The following is a 14,820-nucleotide window of genomic DNA, read 5'->3' as shown; positions in this document are numbered from 1 at the left end:
ATCGAATATGCACAAAGGGCGCTCCTTGCGAGCGCCCTTTTTCGTTACTGCGGTTTCACTTCCTTCTGATCGCGCAACTGCGCACTTAATTGCTGATACTTCAGGCGTGCCGCCGGATCGCCCTGCGCCGCCGCGGCCGCGTAGTATGCGCGCGCTACATTCAGATTCCTGTCGACACCATCGCCGCCGCGCTCGTAGAACGAGCCGGTCACGTACTGCGCGGTCATGTCGCCGCCCTGCGCCGCCTTCTTGTACCAGACGAACGCCTGCCTGTTGTCGCGTTCGGTGCCGCGTCCGTCGAGGAACTGATTCGCGAGCGCCAGCTCCGCCTGCACGTGCCCCTGCGCGGCCGCCTTCATGAACCAGCGATGCGCCTCCACCGGATCGCGCTCGACGAACTCGCCATCGTCGTACATCTTGCCGTACACGTATTGCGCGTGTGACATGTTCGCCTCGGCGGCCTTGCGTAGCCACTTCTTGCCTTCGTCGACGTTGACCGGGGTGCCCTCGCCGTTGAGCAGCATCATCGCGTAGTTGAATTGGGCAAGCCGGCTGCCGCGCTCGGCGGCCTGGCGGAATTCGGTCAGCGCCGCGCCGAGGTTGCCGGCGTTGTAGTCGGCCACTGCGGATTGGGTCTGCGGATCATCCGCCTTCGCGACGCGATCCTGCGCGCATGCAGCTTCCCACGCGCCACTCGCGAGCAGCGCCGCCGCGACGGTCACGTGCGCGGTCACCCGCGCGATTGCGCGCCCGGCGACGCCCTGCACTCTGCCGTTCATGACCGCACCTCCTGCAATGCCTGACGCGTCGCGCGCAACATCCAGATCACGTCGGCGGCCAGCGCGACGAAGCGAAAACCGGCATCGCGATACTGCCGCGCACTCGCCACGTCCATTGCGAAAATGCCGGCGGCAATGCCGGCCTTGTCCGCCGCGCTGACGATGCGCGCCATGGCCGCCTGCACCTCCGTGTGCTTCGCGTCGCCGAGATGACCGAGACTCGCGGCCAGATCGGCCGGCCCGACAAATAGGCAATCGACGCCCGGCGTCGCCGCGATTCGCTCGACCTCCTGCAAGCCGCCCGCCGATTCGATCTGAACAATCGTCGCGATCTGCGCGTTGGCCGTCTGCACGTAGTCGCGGCGCATGCCGTAACCGGCCGCGCGCACGACGCCCGCGACGCCGCGCAGGCCGTCGAGCGCCTCGGCGGTCGGATATTGCGTGAGCCGCACGGCGCGTGCCGCGTCTTCAGCAGATTCGATGTTCGGGAACATCAGCGTGCGCGCTCCGGCGTCAAGCACGCGCTTGACGAGCCACGGTTCGCTCGCGGGCACGCGCACCACCGGCTCGCTCGGCAGATGCGCGGCGGCGATCGCGCGCAATTGCGACTCGACGCCGCCGCTGTCGTTGGGCGCGTGCTCCATGTCGATCAGCAGCCAGTCGAAGCCGGCGTGCGCGAGCGCTTCGGCCGCGGCCTCGCTGCCAAGCGACAGCCACAGCCCGAACAGCGCCGCGTTGTCCTTCAGACGTTGTTTGAGGGAATTGGTGAAGGTGCTCATCGGCTGGCCTCGCGCAGGTTTGCAGTGCGAAGCGGGGCCAGATAGCGAATCAGGCAGGCACCGAGGCAATGACGGCCTCGATGCCTGCTGCGACGCAATGCGGTGACTGGCATGTCTCGCTCCGCGTGGTTGTCGGAACGATCATACCGTGACAATAACGCGAAGGTTCGCTCGCGCGGCGAGGTGTGGCTTGAGGTGGGAGGCTAGCCGCGGACGACGTCGGCCCAGCAATTCGGCGTCTCGTACAGACGCACTTTGTGCAGGCGCAGGTTCACGCCGTAGTGCGCGTCGTACACGTTCGCGAGTATGTCGAACGCAATCGCGGCGAGGTTTTCGACCGTGGGAATGCGATCGATCACGACCGTCTTGTGACCCGCCATGCTGTCGAGAAAGCCACGCACCTGCGTGTCGCCTTCATAGACCAGAAACGCGTGGTCCCACTTGTCGACCAGATGCTCGACCGCGAGCGACTTCACGTCGGCGAAATCCATCACCATACCGCGATCGGGCGCGCCTTCGGTGTCGACCAGATCGCCTTGCAGCGTGATTTCGAGCACGTAGCGATGACCATGCAGATTACGGCACTGGCTGCGGTGATCGGGAATGCGGTGGCCCGCGTCGAATTCGAGTTTTCGGGTAATCGTCAGCACGGCAAATCAGGGAATGTTCAGATACTTGTGAGTCTGCATCGACAGGCGCCACTGCGGATGACGCTTGCACCAATCGATCGCGAGCTTCGTGTTGAGCTCGCGCGACGGTCCATCCATCGGCTGGACGAGGAAATATTCGAAGTCGAGCTTCGCGTAGTCGGCGAGACGCTGGTTGTCTTGCGGAACCACGACCTTCAGTTCGTTGCCCTTCGTCACCACTAGCGGCGCGTCGGCCTTCGGGCTCACGCAGATCCAGTCGATCGTGTCGAGCACCGGCAGCGAGCCGTTGGTCTCGATCGCGACCTCGAAGCCGGCCGCGTGCAGCGCGTCGACGAGCGGCTGATCGAGCTGCAGCATCGGCTCGCCGCCGGTGCACACGACGAAGCGTTGGCCCTCGCCTTGCGGCCATTGCGACGCGATCATCGCGACCAGTTCTTCGGGGGTGCGGTACTTGCCGCCGTTCTCGCCGTCGGTGCCGACAAAATCGGTATCACAGAAACGGCAGACGGCTTCCGCGCGATCCTCTTCGCGACCCGACCACAGATTGCAGCCCGCGAAGCGGCAGAACACGGCCGGCCGCCCGGCATTCGCGCCCTCGCCCTGCAACGTGTAGAAGATTTCCTTCACCGCGTACGTCATGCTGCTTTCTGTCCTGTGTTCCTGAATCAATGATGGGCGTTGCCGCGCGAACCGTCAGACCGGCTCGGTGACTTTCTCACCGGCGAGGTAAGCCTCATAGCCACGCTTGCGCAACCGGCACGCCGGGCATTCACCGCAGCCGAAGCCCCAAGCGTGCAACTCGGCGCGTTCGCCGAGGTAGCAGGTATGCGTCTCGACGCGTACCAGTTCGACCAGCTCGTCGCCGCCTAGCTCGTGCGCGAGACGCCACGTGTCGGCCTTGTCGAGCCACATCAGCGGCGTCTCCAGCGCGAAGCGCTTGTCCATGCCGAGATTCAGCGCGACCTGCAGCGCCTTCATCGTGTCGTCGCGGCAATCGGGGTAGCCCGAGAAGTCCGTTTCGCACATCCCGCCGACCAGCACCTGCAAGCCTCGCCGATATGCGATGGCCGCGGCGATCGTCATGAACATCAGATTGCGGCCCGGCACGAACGTGTTCGGCAAACCATTGGCCGTCGCCTCAATCTCGATCTCGCGCGTCATGGCGGTGTCGCTGATCGCGCCGAGCAGCGACAGGTCGATCATGTGATCGTCGCCGAGACGACCGGCCCACGCCGGAAACGCGCGCACGATGGCCTGACGGAACCCCTCGCGGCACTCGAGCTCGACGCGATGCCGCTGACCATAATCGAAGCCGAGCGTTTCGACCGTGTCGTAGCGATCGAGCGCCCACGCAAGACACGTGGCGGAATCCTGGCCGCCGGAAAACAGCACGAGCGCGCTACGCTTGGCGTCTTTGCGGATCACCGTGATACTCCATGAATGAGAGTGCCACGTCGCGCTGCGCGAGGTGCGCCACGCAAGCAACGCGGCGCGACGTGTGCCAGCACTGTGCCGGCCCAAAGCAGTATAGGTCGCGCGTTGCGCGTGAACGTGGCTGGGCGCTTATACCGCCGATCGTCGGGCGAAGGATTGGGTGCTTCGGTGTTGCGATGCGTTCGGCACCGCATTCGCGCGTTGCACGACCGCGCGCGACGCCTGCATGCAAGTCCTTGAACTGGCGCGATTTTATCACGCGACACCCAATGTCACCGACACCAGCGGCCCCACGCGCGCGGCTCGAACTGCATGGCAAGCCGAAGCAACGACTTGCCCGCCAAACGGAAAAGCCCCAGGAATCTTGCGATTTCCTGGGGCTGAATCCTGGTGGCCTGGGGCGGAATCGAACCACCGACACGCGGATTTTCAATCCGCTGCTCTACCAACTGAGCTACCGGGCCAACGAAGAACGAAACTATATCAAGCGAGCCGCAGTTCAGCAAGCCCTTTCATAAAAAATTTTGCCGGACCGCGGTCGCATGCAACAGGTGGCGCTCACTCCCCCTTGTTCTTGCCGAGATCGACGCCGAGTTGCTTCAGCTTGCGATAAAGATGCGTGCGCTCGAGCCCGGTCTTCTCCGCGACGCGCGTCATGCTGCCGTTCTCGCGCGCGAGGTGATATTCGAAGTACGCGCGCTCGAACGCGTCGCGCGCATCGCGCAGCGGAATATCGAACGAGATCGATGCGGTTTGCGCGGCGAGCGCGCCGCCGCCGAGGCCATCAGCCGACAGTACGGGCAACGCGGCCGCCGACGCGACTGACGATGCGCTGACCGGCACCGCCGGCTTCGCAGCCACGCCGCCAGGCACCGCCGCCGCGTTACCGCGCGCGAGTCCCTGCTCGACCGCCTTCAGCAGCTTCTGCAACGCGATCGGCTTTTCGAGGAAGTTGAGCGCGCCGATCTTGGTGGCTTCGACTGCGGTGTCGATCGTCGCGTGGCCGGACATCATGATGACGGGCATCGTCAATTGACCTTGCGCAGCCCATTCCTTGAGCAAGGTCACGCCGTCGGTGTCCGGCATCCAGATGTCGAGCAGCACCAGGTCCGGCACCTGACGCAGACGGAACTCGCGCGCTTCCTGCGCATTCTCAGCGGCCTCCACGACGTGTCCCTCGTCGCTCAGGATCTCCGAGAGCAATTCCCGGATGCCCATTTCATCATCTACCACCAGGATGGTTGCCATTTACGCTGCCCTTGTCTGCACTGTTGCTTTTGTCGTTCCCTGCGACGCACCGTTGTGCGCCGAATGCGCGGGATCTTCCGCCAGTTGAAGGAAGAGGATCGAAATCTGCGCGCCTTCGATTACGTCGCCAGCCTTCATGCGATTGCGAATGTCGATGCGCGCGCCGTGTTCGTCGACGATCTTCTTGACCATCGCAAGTCCCAGACCCGTACCTTTGGCCTTGGTCGTCACGTAGGGCTCGAACGCGCGCGTGAGGATACGCGCGGGGAAGCCTGGTCCGTTGTCCGACACGGTCAGACGTACCGCGACGCGGGCCTTGCCTTGCGCGTCGGGGTCTCCGTATTCTACTGTCCTCGTCTCGAGCAAAACACGCGGATGCGCCACCTCGGCTACCGCGTCCTGCGCGTTCTGCAGCAGGTTGTGGATCACCTGACGCAACTGCGTCGCGTCGCCGCGTATCGCGGGCAATGCCGCAAGCTCGACCTGGATCGCGCCCTTGCCTTCCTCTATACCGTACAGCGTGAGCACTTCGCTGACCAGATCATTCAACTGCAGATGCGCGAGTACCGCGGGTGGCGTGCGCGCGTAGTCGCGGAAATTGTCGACCATCTGCTTCATCGCGGCGACCTGATTGACGATCGTCGTCGCGCCGCGCTTCAACACGTCCGCGTCCGACGGCGCGAGCTTGTCGGCGAGTTTCATCTGCAAGCGCTCGGCCGAGAGTTGAATCGGCGTGAGCGGATTCTTGATCTCGTGCGCGAGCCGCCGCGCGACTTCGCCCCATGCGATCGAACGCTGCGCGGAGATCACGTCGGAGATGTCGTCGAACACGATAACGTAGCCCGAGGTCTGCAAGTCTTCGGCATCGCGCTCGTTCGCCGCGACGAGGCGCGCGCCGCGCACGAGCAACGTGAGCGGCTCGGCTTCGCCAGCCACCGGCACCGAAAACTGCTGCTGCCAGTGGCCGTTGTCGGCGTGGCCATCTTCGCTCGCCGCTTCGCGATCGGCAAACGCCTTGCGCACCATCGCACCGAAATCGCCGAGCACGCCGATCTGATCGAGCGACGATCCGAGCACCGTCTGGAACGGTTGACGGAAAATTCGCTCGGCGCCGCGATTCGCGGTGGTGAGCCGGAACTGCCGGTCGAACACGAACACGCCCGCGGTCAGGTTCGCGAGGATGCTCTCGAGATACGCCTTCGAATGCTCCAGCGCGATACGATTTTTCTCGACCGCCCCGCGCGCTTCCGAGAGCTGCCGCGTCATCGCGTTGAACGACTGCGTGAGGAAGCCGAGCTCGTCACGTGACTTGATTTCGCGCTTCGGCGTGTAGTCGCCCTCGGTAATTTCCTTCGTGCCCTGCGCGAGCAGGAACAGCGGCCGCGCGAGCTGGTTGCCGAGCGCGAGCGCGAGCATCATCGCGATGAAGGTCGCGAGGAACAGTGACAACGTCAGCGTGCCGATGTACATCTTGCGCAGACCGGTGCGCCCGAGTGCCTTCTCCTGATACTCGCGATACGCGCGCTGCACCGAATCGGCATTACGTGCGAGCGTTTTCGAGACCGGCTGCGTCAGCTGCAGGAAGCGCTCGGCGGGCTGCAATAGCGACGCGTTCGAATCGGGAATACGCTGCACGACGCGCAGACGCAGCGCGCCCTTGCCGTCGTGTGCCTGCGGGTCGCCGTCCACTTCGCCTTCGATGGCTGCATAGCCGTGGCCGCGCGCCTGCTCGATCATCAGCGGTGTCGGCAGATCGTTCGGCACGAGCATCGCGTAGTTGCCCGACGCCTGCGCGACCACGTGCATGTCCGGCGTCGCGCCCGACATACTGCGGGTCGGCTCGACGATAGTCGCGTCCTGCACGCCGAACTGATCGCGCAGACGCAGCAGAGTCAGCGTGGTACCGGCGGCATCCGCGCTCGCGAGCTGCTCGGACATCAGACGCGCCTTCGTCTGCAGATCGGACAGCGACGCGTCGAGCATGCCGCGCCCGAGATTGAGGCCGGACGCAAGCGCGGTTTCGACGTTCACATCGAACCACGACTCGATACTGCGCGATACGAACTGATACGACACGATGTAGATGATGCCACCCGGCACCACGCCGACCAGCGCCATGAAGAACGCGAGCTTCGCAAGCAGTCGCGTGCCGAATTTGCCCGTGCGTAATCGCACGATGATGATGATGACGAGCGTCGTCACCACCAGCAGGAAGACCAGCGCGACCGCGACGTTGGCCGCATACAGCCATTGGTAATAGCGGTCGAAGAATTCGGTGTTCGCGCTCGCGGCGGCCAGCAGCACGAGCAGCAGCACGGCCGTCACCGCGACCGTCGACACCAGCACGCGCACGACGATGCTGCTGACACTGGTGGAAGATGAGCGAACTCTATTTAGCATGTTCGGCCGCCGTGAAAGTGAAGCGCTTCCAATCGGAGGCGAGGTTCCAGTCGCGGTTGTTCACCGCATCGATCTGGAACGGCTTGGGCATCAGCCCGATATCGAGCTGCATGCGCACCGACGCGTTATAGGTTTCGCCGACGCGCACCTGATTGCGGTCGATCACGTGCCACGACGTCACGTGCTTGATGACCGCGAGTGCATCCTTGAGAGTGGAAAAGCCGAGCTGCAAGCCGCCCGACTGTACGCTCGAGACGCGGTATTCGCGCGTCAGCGGCTGGAACGACAGCCGCAAACTTTGCGACACGCTGACCGGCTGCTCGTCGAACCAGTACCAGCGCGGTCGGCTCAGTTCGAAATCGGTCGTGAAATAAAGCGGAATGCCCTTGTTGACCGCGTCTTCGAGATTGCTGTTCAGATCGAATTCGAAATGCGCGTCGAGACTCCAGCCGCCGTTGTCAGCCTGCAGCGACGCCCGCTGCACCGCGATCGAGTCAGCGTGTGCCGCGCCCGGCGCTGTAAGCCAGACGGCCAGCGCGATCCAGAGCACGGCAGCGAGCCGAAGCGGGAAGAAGCGTTTGATGGTCACCGTTTCTGAAAGCGCGCGTAGAAAAATCCGTCGTGGTCTGAGTTCGCGCCGGCGCCGAATTCAGCGTGCTGTCCGGCATGAGAACCGGCCGATGGGTCGGCGGGCGCGCGGGCAACTGAGGGTAACAACTGCCCCGGCGCGTCCAATCGTACCGCATCCTGATGCTGGTTTCCAAACCACTGTGCCTGCAACTCACCCTCTTCGGGGAAGATCGAACACGTAACGTAAAGCAACTCGCCGCCCGGTTTCACGAGCGGCCACAACGCCTCGAGAATTCGGCGCTGTTCGGCGACGAGTGCGGCGATATCGGACTGGCGACGCAGCCAGCGGATATCCGGATGACGCCGCACGATGCCCGACGCCGAGCACGGCACGTCGGCGAGGATGCGGTCGAACGGCTGGTCGAGGTTGTCGTGCCATTGCGCGGGCGCGCCCGCGTCGCCGATACGCACTTCCGCTTCGAGCTTCAGACGCCGCAGGTTTTCGCCGATGCGGCGCGCGCGCGACGCGTCGCTTTCGAGCGCAACGAGTCGAATGTTGGCGAGTTCGAGCAGATGGCCGGTTTTGCCGCCGGGGGCCGCGCACGCGTCGAGCACGCGCATGCCGTCGCGCACGCCGAGCAATTGCGCGGCGAGCTGCGCGCCTGCGTCCTGCACGGACACGATGCCTTCGCTGAAGCCCGGAATGCGCTCGACCGGCATCGGCGTAGCAAGCGTGACCGCGTGCTCGCCAGCCTTGGTCGCGGCGATCTGCTGGCGTTGCAGCACTTGCAGATAGGCGTCGACCGTCGAATGGCGCGCGTTCACGCGCAACGTCAACGGACCTTGCGTGTTGCCGGCTTCCAGCACCGATTGCCACGCCTCAGGCCACGCACGCTTCACCGCGTCGATCCACCAGGCCGGATAGTTCCAGCGCGCCACTTCGTCGGCCTGGACGGCGGCGAGATGCGTGTCGCGCTCGCGCAAGAAGTTGCGCAGCACCGCGTTGACGAGCCCCTTCGCGAACGCAAACTCGCGGCGCGCGCCGATCGCCATGACCGCCTGGTCGACGACCGTGAACGGCGTGTAGGCCGCGCTCGCTTCGTCGTCGACGAGCAGCGCAAGCGCGCACGCGAGCACATGCGCGACGTGCGGCGAAGGTGCTTTCTTGACGAGCTTCGCGATCAGCCACTCGACGGTCGCAAGACGGCGCATCGTGCGATACGCGATGTCCTGCACCGCGCCGCGCGCCGCTGCGGCGTTACCCTCCGGCACCGCCACGAAGACGCTTTGCAGCGCAGCGGGCAAGGCCGCGCCGTGACGCACGGCGCCGACGGCTTGGGCGGCGCAGTCGAGCGCGAACCCGAGCGATTCGGGCGACAGATGCAGCGTCGACAAACGGGATTCGCGCGAACGCGCCGACGAAGAAGGAGAACGCGAAGAAGGCTTTGAAGTCATGAAGGGAGTAAAGGCCAGCCGCACGGTGTGCGGCGCAATCAGCGCACATTGTAGCGTGGCGCTGATGGGGCGCCGCCGCGCGTGGGTGGTGCCCGTGGATGTCGTCGCTCAGTGTTGACGAAAGGCACGAAAAAAAGCGGACCTCGCGGGCCCGCTTTTCAGCTTGTCACGCTTGACGCGCAGAGCGACGCCGCGCCTTAGTCGAAGCGCCCGGTACGCGCCATTTCCATCAGACGCGCAATCCGCTCCTCGGTCGCAGGGTGCGTCGAAAACAGATTCGCGATACCGCCCCCCGACAGCGGATTCATGATCATCATCTGCGCGGTGGCCGGATGTGCCTCGGCGGTCGGGAACGGAATGCCGCTCGCATAGCGATGAATCTTGTCGAGCGCCGATGCAAGTGCCTGCGGATCACCCGAAATCTGCGCGCCACCACGGTCGGCTTCGAATTCGCGCGCACGCGAAATCGCCATCTGGATCATCGCGCCCGCGATCGGCGCGAGCAGCGCAACCGCGATGCTCGCGATCGGATTCGCGCGACGGCCGCTTTCGTCGCGGCCGCCGAAGAACATCGCGAAGTTCGCCAACGCGGAGATCGCGCCGGCCATCGTCGCCGAAATCGTCGAGATCAGAATGTCGCGGTGTTTCACGTGCGAGAGTTCGTGCGCCATCACGCCGCGCATTTCGCGCTCGGACAGCACGCGCAGAATGCCGGTGGTCGCCGCGACGGCCGCGTGCTCCGGATTGCGGCCAGTGGCGAACGCGTTCGGTGCGTCTTCGTTGATCAGGTAGACGCGCGGCATCGGCAGGTTCGCGCGGGTGGCAAGTTCGCGCACCATCCGATAGAACTGCGGCGCACTGTTTTCGTCGACTTCCTGCGCGTTGTACATGCGCAGGACCATCTTGTCGGAGAACCAGTATGAGAAGAAATTCATCCCCAAGGCGATCACGAGCGCGAGCATCATGCCGCGCGACCCGCCGATCATCCCGCCGATCACGACGAAAAGGGCCGTGATCGCGGCCATCAACATCGCGGTTTTAACCCAGTTAAACATGTCTGCAACTCCTTGCCCCGAGCGTGGCCTTCGTCTCCGTGCCGCGCGATTGCGGCGCCAGATTGTAAGCGAAATGTTAGATAAGGGGGATTCAGGGAAATTCAATTAGCGCGAGGCGGTCGCGAGTTTGATGCCCAAGCCGACGAACGCGCTGCCAACACCGCGATCGAGCCAGCGCTTGACTGCCGGTTTGCCCGAGAAACGCTGCGTGACGCTGCCCGCGATCCACGCGACGAAGCTGTTCCAGACCATGCTCATCAGCACGAACACCGCGCCGAGCGTGAGAAAGGCGAAGGTCTTATGTTCGCTGCCCGTCGTGACGAATTGCGGGAAGAACGACACGAAGAACAGCACGACCTTCGGGTTCAGCACGTTGGTCCAGAAGCCTTGCAGGAAAAGCTGCCGCAGCGACTTCGGCGCGGACGGAGCGCGCGCGTCGCCGGCGGGCGCATTCGCGGTCGGCTTCGAGAAGATGAGGCGCACGCCCAGATACATCAGGTAAATCGCGCCGACGAATTTAACGATGGTGAACGCCGTGGCCGAGGCTGCCAGCAGCGCGGTCAGGCCGAACGCGCAAGCAAGCGAGTGAATGCAGCAGCCCGCCGAAATACCGAGCGCAGACATCAGCCCGGCGCCGCGGCCCTGTGCGACGCTGCGCCCGACGATATACGCGGTATCCGGCCCTGGCGTGATGTTCAGGAGAAAAACCGCGACGATGAAAAACTCGAAATGGACGATGCCGAACATGTGATGAACCCTCGGAACCTAGTCTGCTGCATGGAGGATTCTAACGCGCGGGGCGCTTATTCTGCCGCGGGAAGCTGGAAGCGCTGCCCTTCGGCAAGCGTCGAGCCAGCGAGGAATTCGCGCACCGGCAGGCGCTTGCCGCCGGGCTTCTGCAGTTGCGTCAAACGCAGCGCGCCTTCGCCGCAAGCGACCAGCACGCCGTCAGGCGAAACCTCGGTGATGGTGCCGGGCGCCTTGTGGTTGCCTGAGGCCGGCGCGGCCACCGCGGTGGCGGCCCAGATCTTGACGAGGCTGCCGTCTTCGAGCGTGCCGGCGCCGCCCGGGAATGGGTCGAACGCGCGCACCTGACGCGCAAGCGCCTCGGCCGCGCGGCGCCAGTCGAGCGCCGCTTCGTGCTTGGCGATTTTTTCGGCGTAGTTCACGCCGTCGGCCGGCTGCGGGGTCGACGCCAGCTTGCCGCTGCGCTCGAGTTCGATCAGCGCGTCGACGATCAGCTGCGCGCCGTCCTCGGCGAGACGGTCGTGCAGCGTGGCGGTGGTGTCGTCGGCGGAAATGGGGGTGCGTACTTCGGAAATCATCGCGCCGGTGTCGAGGCCGGCGTCCATCTGCATCAGCGTGATGCCGGTTTGCGCGTCACCCGCCTCGATCGCACGATGAATCGGCGCCGCGCCGCGCCAGCGCGGCAGCAGCGACGCGTGAATGTTGATGCAACCAAAGCGCGGAATGTCGAGCACTTCCTGCGGCAGGATCAGCCCGTAGGCGGCGACCACCATCACGTCGTGCGGCGTCGTGCGCAGTTGCTCGATTCCGGCGGCGGCTTCCTGCGGATATTTGCCGGCGCGGCGCAGCGACGTGGGCTGCGCGAGTGCGAGGCCATGCTCCTGCGCGTAGCGCTTGACCGGGCTCGCCTGCAGCTTCATACCGCGTCCCGCGGGCCGGTCCGGCTGCGTCAGCACGAGCGGAACAGGAAACCCGGCGCGATGAATCGCGGCCAGCGCGGCCGCGGCGAATTCCGGCGTACCGGCAAAGATGACGCGCAACGAATGACTCATGAATGGGAAGCAGGCAAGTTTGAGAGCGCGTTACATCGCGTGGGCGAGCTTCTTCATCTTGCTCTTGATGCGCGTTTGCTTCAGCGGCGACAGATATTCGACGAACACGCGGCCCATCAGGTGATCCATCTCGTGCTGGACGCACACGGCGAGGAGCCCCTCGCAATCGAGCTCGAACGTCTCGCCCTTCTCGTTCAGCGCGCGCACGCGCACTTTTTCGGCGCGCTCGACGTTGTCGTAGATGCCGGGCACCGACAGACAGCCCTCTTCCGACAGCTTCCTCTCATCGCTCGACCAGACGATTTCCGGGTTGATGAGCGCGAGCAGCTCGTCGTGCGTTTCCGATACATCGATCACGATCACGCGCTCATGCACGTCCACCTGGGTGGCAGCGAGGCCGACGCCGGGCGCCGCGTACATCGTTTCGGCCATGTCCGCGACGAGACGGCGGATACGGTCGTTGACCTCCGTGACCGGCTTCGCCACTTTGTGCAGCCGTTTGTCCGGGTAATTGAGGATGTTCAGTAAAGCCATGATTTTGAGTGTGATTTCGGACGCCGCTAACCGTTGGGAGGCTCGCGTTGGCCATTCGGCCAGGTTGTGAGCCCGTCGTAATGCGCAGAGGATAGATGGTGTCGAACCGGTTCGATTCAACGCGCCTCGTGCGCCCGACGACCAACCCGCGCTGGTAAGTGCGGCGCCGCGGTGGTTCGCGGTTCATCGTAGTTTATTTCGGATGATGAAAATTTTAGCATGGCGCCCGCCTGCCCGCAGGCCCCGCCAAAGGAGCGACCCGCATGCAGACCTTGCCCGCAACCCGTATCGAACTGGCCGCCTGGCTGCGGTTGTCGCTTGCGCCGGGGCTCAAGCCCGCGGCGTTGCGCCTGTTGCTGGGCGCATTCGGGCTGCCGGAAGCGATTTTCGCGCAGTCGCAGGAGGTGCTGGCCGACATTGCCGGCGAAGCCGCGGCTCGCGCGGTGCTGGCGCCACCGGGTCCGGCGTTCGACGGCCAGCTCGATGCGGTGCTCGCGTGGCGTGAGCTGCCGGGCAACCAGATCGTCACGCTCGACGACCCCGCCTACCCGCCCGCATTACTGACGATGCCCGATCCGCCGCCCCTGCTATATGTAAAAGGCCGGCTCGAACTGCTGCATACGCGAGCCGTTGCCCTGGTGGGGAGCCGAAGCGCGACGCCGCAGGGTATCGATGATGCGCGGCGGTTCGCGCGCGATCTGTCGGCGGCGGGCGTGACGGTCGTGTCGGGGCTAGCGCTCGGCATCGACAGCGCCGCGCATCGGGGCGGGCTGGAAGGCACCGGAGGGACAGTCGCGGTAATTGGCACCGGCGCGGACCTCGTGTATCCGGCCGTGAATCATGCGCTGGCGCGGCAGATCTCGGCGCAAGGCGCGATTCTGTCGGAGTGGCCACTCGGCACGCCGGCGCGCGCCGCCAATTTCCCGCAGCGCAACCGGCTGATCGCGGGGCTGGTCAGCGGGGTCGTGATCGTCGAGGCGGCGATGCGCTCCGGCTCGCTGATTACCGCGCGGCTTGCCAATGAGATGGGGCGCGACGTGTTCGCGTTGCCCGGCTCGATTCACGCGCCGTTGTCGCGCGGCTGTCATCGGATGATCAAGCAGGGGGCGCGGCTCGTGGAAACGCCCGACGAGGTGCTGGAGGAGCTGGGTTTCGCCAGGCGGCCGATGAGCAACACTGGACGAGCGGCGAAGCGGGCCGTGCCGTTGAAGCACGCTGGCTTGTGCATGTCGTCGGGTGCCAAAGCTTCGCAAGCTGCGACCGCCGCCTTCACCGACCCGCCACCGTGCGAACCAATCCTCCAGCCGGCGCTCGCCTCCGACACCGAGCGCCTGCTCGCCGCGCTCGGCCATTCGCCGACTACGCTTGAAATTCTCGCCGCCCGCACCGAAATGCAAGACACCGCCCTGCACGCCACCTTACTACGGCTCGAACTCGCCGGCGAGGTCACGCTGCTGCCCGGCGGCCGCTTCATGCGAGCCCATCATGACTGAGCCGAGACTGACCGGCGTCAACGGAGATTGGCCACTCTTCGCGACCGGCCATGCTACATTCGCGCCAAAGCACCCGACAAAGTACACAAGGAAACCACTTCATGCCCGCGCTGAACCTCGACACCGATCAGGACCGGATCGCCGAGCGCGTCAACGAACCCGACACGCTGTTCGTTGCATGCCTGTGCGCGGAGTGGTGCGGGACGTGTCGCGAGTACCGGGACGCTTTCAACCAGTTGGCCGAGCGGCACCCGGAAGTCTGTTTCGCATGGATCGACATCGAAACCCATGCGGATCGCTTCGACGACCTGGACGTCGAAAATTTCCCGACCGTCCTGATCGAAGACTCTGTGACGACACGATTCTTCGGTACGGTTTTGCCACAGGTGTCGATCGTCGAGCGAATGCTGTCGGATCTGACCGCACTGCCCGGCGTGACCGGCGCACCGAAACTGCGGCCGGCGCTGGCGGTCGCCTGAAGGCGGCCTCGCGCGCCGCCCCGCCGGCAACACGAAAAGACTCGTGGCACGGCTTGTGACACGGCCTTTCGTTGACCATTTTGGGACAACACCGCGGCCGGGATCGCTGTCCGCTCGCGGCACTTGCCGCAGTTGATCGATCGCC

The 14,820-nt window shown here is 64.8% G+C and carries 15 protein-coding genes and 1 tRNA gene; 2 read left to right on the top strand and 14 right to left on the bottom strand.

Annotated features, from left to right (window positions below):
* Positions 1–44 precede the first annotated feature (44 nt).
* The 14 genes from L0U81_RS00320 to def all read right to left on the bottom strand — a co-directional run bounded on the left by L0U81_RS00320 (position 45) and on the right by def (position 12,703).
* Positions 45–779 carry a tetratricopeptide repeat protein gene (locus tag L0U81_RS00320; RefSeq protein ID WP_233799624.1) on the bottom strand — a complete coding sequence of 245 codons (735 nt, stop codon included), beginning with the start codon at positions 777–779 and terminating at the stop codon, positions 45–47.
* Positions 776–1,558: an HpcH/HpaI aldolase family protein gene (locus tag L0U81_RS00315; RefSeq protein WP_233799623.1), complete on the bottom strand. Its 783-nt coding sequence runs from the start codon at positions 1,556–1,558 to the stop codon at positions 776–778. Before L0U81_RS00315 ends, L0U81_RS00320 begins: the two co-directional genes overlap by 4 nt.
* Before the next feature lie 203 nt (positions 1,559–1,761).
* Complete coding sequence (gene queD / locus L0U81_RS00310; RefSeq protein ID WP_233799622.1) at positions 1,762–2,208, bottom strand: 6-carboxytetrahydropterin synthase QueD; 447 nt, start codon at positions 2,206–2,208, stop codon at positions 1,762–1,764.
* Between the two features lie 6 nt (positions 2,209–2,214).
* Positions 2,215–2,847, bottom strand: a complete 633-nt coding sequence (gene queE, locus L0U81_RS00305) for a 7-carboxy-7-deazaguanine synthase (RefSeq protein WP_233799621.1) — start codon at positions 2,845–2,847, stop codon at positions 2,215–2,217.
* 54 nt (positions 2,848–2,901) lie between these two features.
* Complete coding sequence (gene queC, locus L0U81_RS00300; RefSeq protein ID WP_233799620.1) at positions 2,902–3,633, bottom strand: 7-cyano-7-deazaguanine synthase QueC; 732 nt, start codon at positions 3,631–3,633, stop codon at positions 2,902–2,904.
* A gap of 397 nt (positions 3,634–4,030) precedes the next feature.
* Positions 4,031–4,106, bottom strand: a tRNA-Phe gene (locus tag L0U81_RS00295).
* Between the two features lie 94 nt (positions 4,107–4,200).
* Positions 4,201–4,890 carry a response regulator transcription factor EsaR gene (gene esaR, locus L0U81_RS00290; RefSeq protein ID WP_233799619.1) on the bottom strand — a complete coding sequence of 230 codons (690 nt, stop codon included), beginning with the start codon at positions 4,888–4,890 and terminating at the stop codon, positions 4,201–4,203.
* The gene (locus L0U81_RS00285; protein ID WP_233799618.1) at positions 4,891–7,290 is read right to left on the bottom strand and encodes a sensor histidine kinase; all 2,400 of its coding nucleotides are present in this window, start codon (positions 7,288–7,290) and stop codon (positions 4,891–4,893) included. It lies immediately after the preceding gene.
* Positions 7,280–7,879, bottom strand: a complete 600-nt coding sequence (locus L0U81_RS00280; RefSeq protein WP_233799617.1) for a DUF4390 domain-containing protein — start codon at positions 7,877–7,879, stop codon at positions 7,280–7,282. The genes L0U81_RS00285 and L0U81_RS00280 overlap by 11 nt, the downstream gene beginning before the upstream one ends.
* A complete protein-coding gene (rsmB, locus tag L0U81_RS00275; protein WP_233799616.1) occupies positions 7,876–9,315 on the bottom strand; it encodes a 16S rRNA (cytosine(967)-C(5))-methyltransferase RsmB in 1,440 nt (479 codons plus the stop codon). The genes L0U81_RS00280 and rsmB overlap by 4 nt, the downstream gene beginning before the upstream one ends.
* 197 nt (positions 9,316–9,512) lie before the next feature.
* Positions 9,513–10,370, bottom strand: a complete 858-nt coding sequence (htpX, locus tag L0U81_RS00270; RefSeq protein WP_233799615.1) for a zinc metalloprotease HtpX — start codon at positions 10,368–10,370, stop codon at positions 9,513–9,515.
* A 105-nt stretch (positions 10,371–10,475) separates the two neighbouring features.
* Complete coding sequence (locus tag L0U81_RS00265; protein WP_233799614.1) at positions 10,476–11,117, bottom strand: LysE family translocator; 642 nt, start codon at positions 11,115–11,117, stop codon at positions 10,476–10,478.
* 56 nt (positions 11,118–11,173) lie between these two features.
* Positions 11,174–12,169, bottom strand: coding sequence for a methionyl-tRNA formyltransferase (gene fmt, locus L0U81_RS00260; protein ID WP_233799613.1), 996 nt, complete (start codon positions 12,167–12,169; stop codon positions 11,174–11,176).
* Positions 12,170–12,199: 30 nt separating this feature from the next.
* Positions 12,200–12,703, bottom strand: coding sequence for a peptide deformylase (def, locus tag L0U81_RS00255; RefSeq protein ID WP_233799612.1), 504 nt, complete (start codon positions 12,701–12,703; stop codon positions 12,200–12,202).
* Positions 12,704–12,966: 263 nt separating this feature from the next.
* On the opposite strand from def, the gene dprA reads away from it, so the two are divergent.
* Both dprA and L0U81_RS00245 read left to right on the top strand, forming a co-directional pair.
* Positions 12,967–14,196 carry a DNA-processing protein DprA gene (dprA, locus tag L0U81_RS00250; RefSeq protein ID WP_233799611.1) on the top strand — a complete coding sequence of 410 codons (1,230 nt, stop codon included), beginning with the start codon at positions 12,967–12,969 and terminating at the stop codon, positions 14,194–14,196.
* Positions 14,197–14,297: 101 nt separating this feature from the next.
* A complete protein-coding gene (locus L0U81_RS00245) occupies positions 14,298–14,675 on the top strand; it encodes a thioredoxin family protein (RefSeq protein ID WP_013088044.1) in 378 nt (125 codons plus the stop codon).
* Positions 14,676–14,820: the final 145 nt, after the last annotated feature.

The sequence above is a fragment of the Paraburkholderia sp. HP33-1 genome, from assembly GCF_021390595.1.
GTDB lineage: Bacteria > Pseudomonadota > Gammaproteobacteria > Burkholderiales > Burkholderiaceae > Paraburkholderia.
Note: the sequence above shows the minus strand (reverse complement) of the source record. Positions and strands in the feature narration are given on the sequence as shown.

Coding starts and splice junctions, on each gene's coding strand:
- fmt (WP_233799613.1), bottom strand. CDS start 12,169: ATGAGTCATTCGTTGCGCGTCATCTTTGCCGGTACGCCGGAATTCGCC.
- L0U81_RS00245 (WP_013088044.1), top strand. CDS start 14,298: ATGCCCGCGCTGAACCTCGACACCGATCAGGACCGGATCGCCGAGCGC.
- dprA (WP_233799611.1), top strand. CDS start 12,967: ATGCAGACCTTGCCCGCAACCCGTATCGAACTGGCCGCCTGGCTGCGG.
- L0U81_RS00285 (WP_233799618.1), bottom strand. CDS start 7,290: ATGCTAAATAGAGTTCGCTCATCTTCCACCAGTGTCAGCAGCATCGTC.
- htpX (WP_233799615.1), bottom strand. CDS start 10,370: ATGTTTAACTGGGTTAAAACCGCGATGTTGATGGCCGCGATCACGGCC.
- rsmB (WP_233799616.1), bottom strand. CDS start 9,315: ATGACTTCAAAGCCTTCTTCGCGTTCTCCTTCTTCGTCGGCGCGTTCG.
- L0U81_RS00315 (WP_233799623.1), bottom strand. CDS start 1,558: ATGAGCACCTTCACCAATTCCCTCAAACAACGTCTGAAGGACAACGCG.
- L0U81_RS00265 (WP_233799614.1), bottom strand. CDS start 11,117: ATGTTCGGCATCGTCCATTTCGAGTTTTTCATCGTCGCGGTTTTTCTC.
- def (WP_233799612.1), bottom strand. CDS start 12,703: ATGGCTTTACTGAACATCCTCAATTACCCGGACAAACGGCTGCACAAA.
- L0U81_RS00320 (WP_233799624.1), bottom strand. CDS start 779: ATGAACGGCAGAGTGCAGGGCGTCGCCGGGCGCGCAATCGCGCGGGTG.
- esaR (WP_233799619.1), bottom strand. CDS start 4,890: ATGGCAACCATCCTGGTGGTAGATGATGAAATGGGCATCCGGGAATTG.
- queE (WP_233799621.1), bottom strand. CDS start 2,847: ATGACGTACGCGGTGAAGGAAATCTTCTACACGTTGCAGGGCGAGGGC.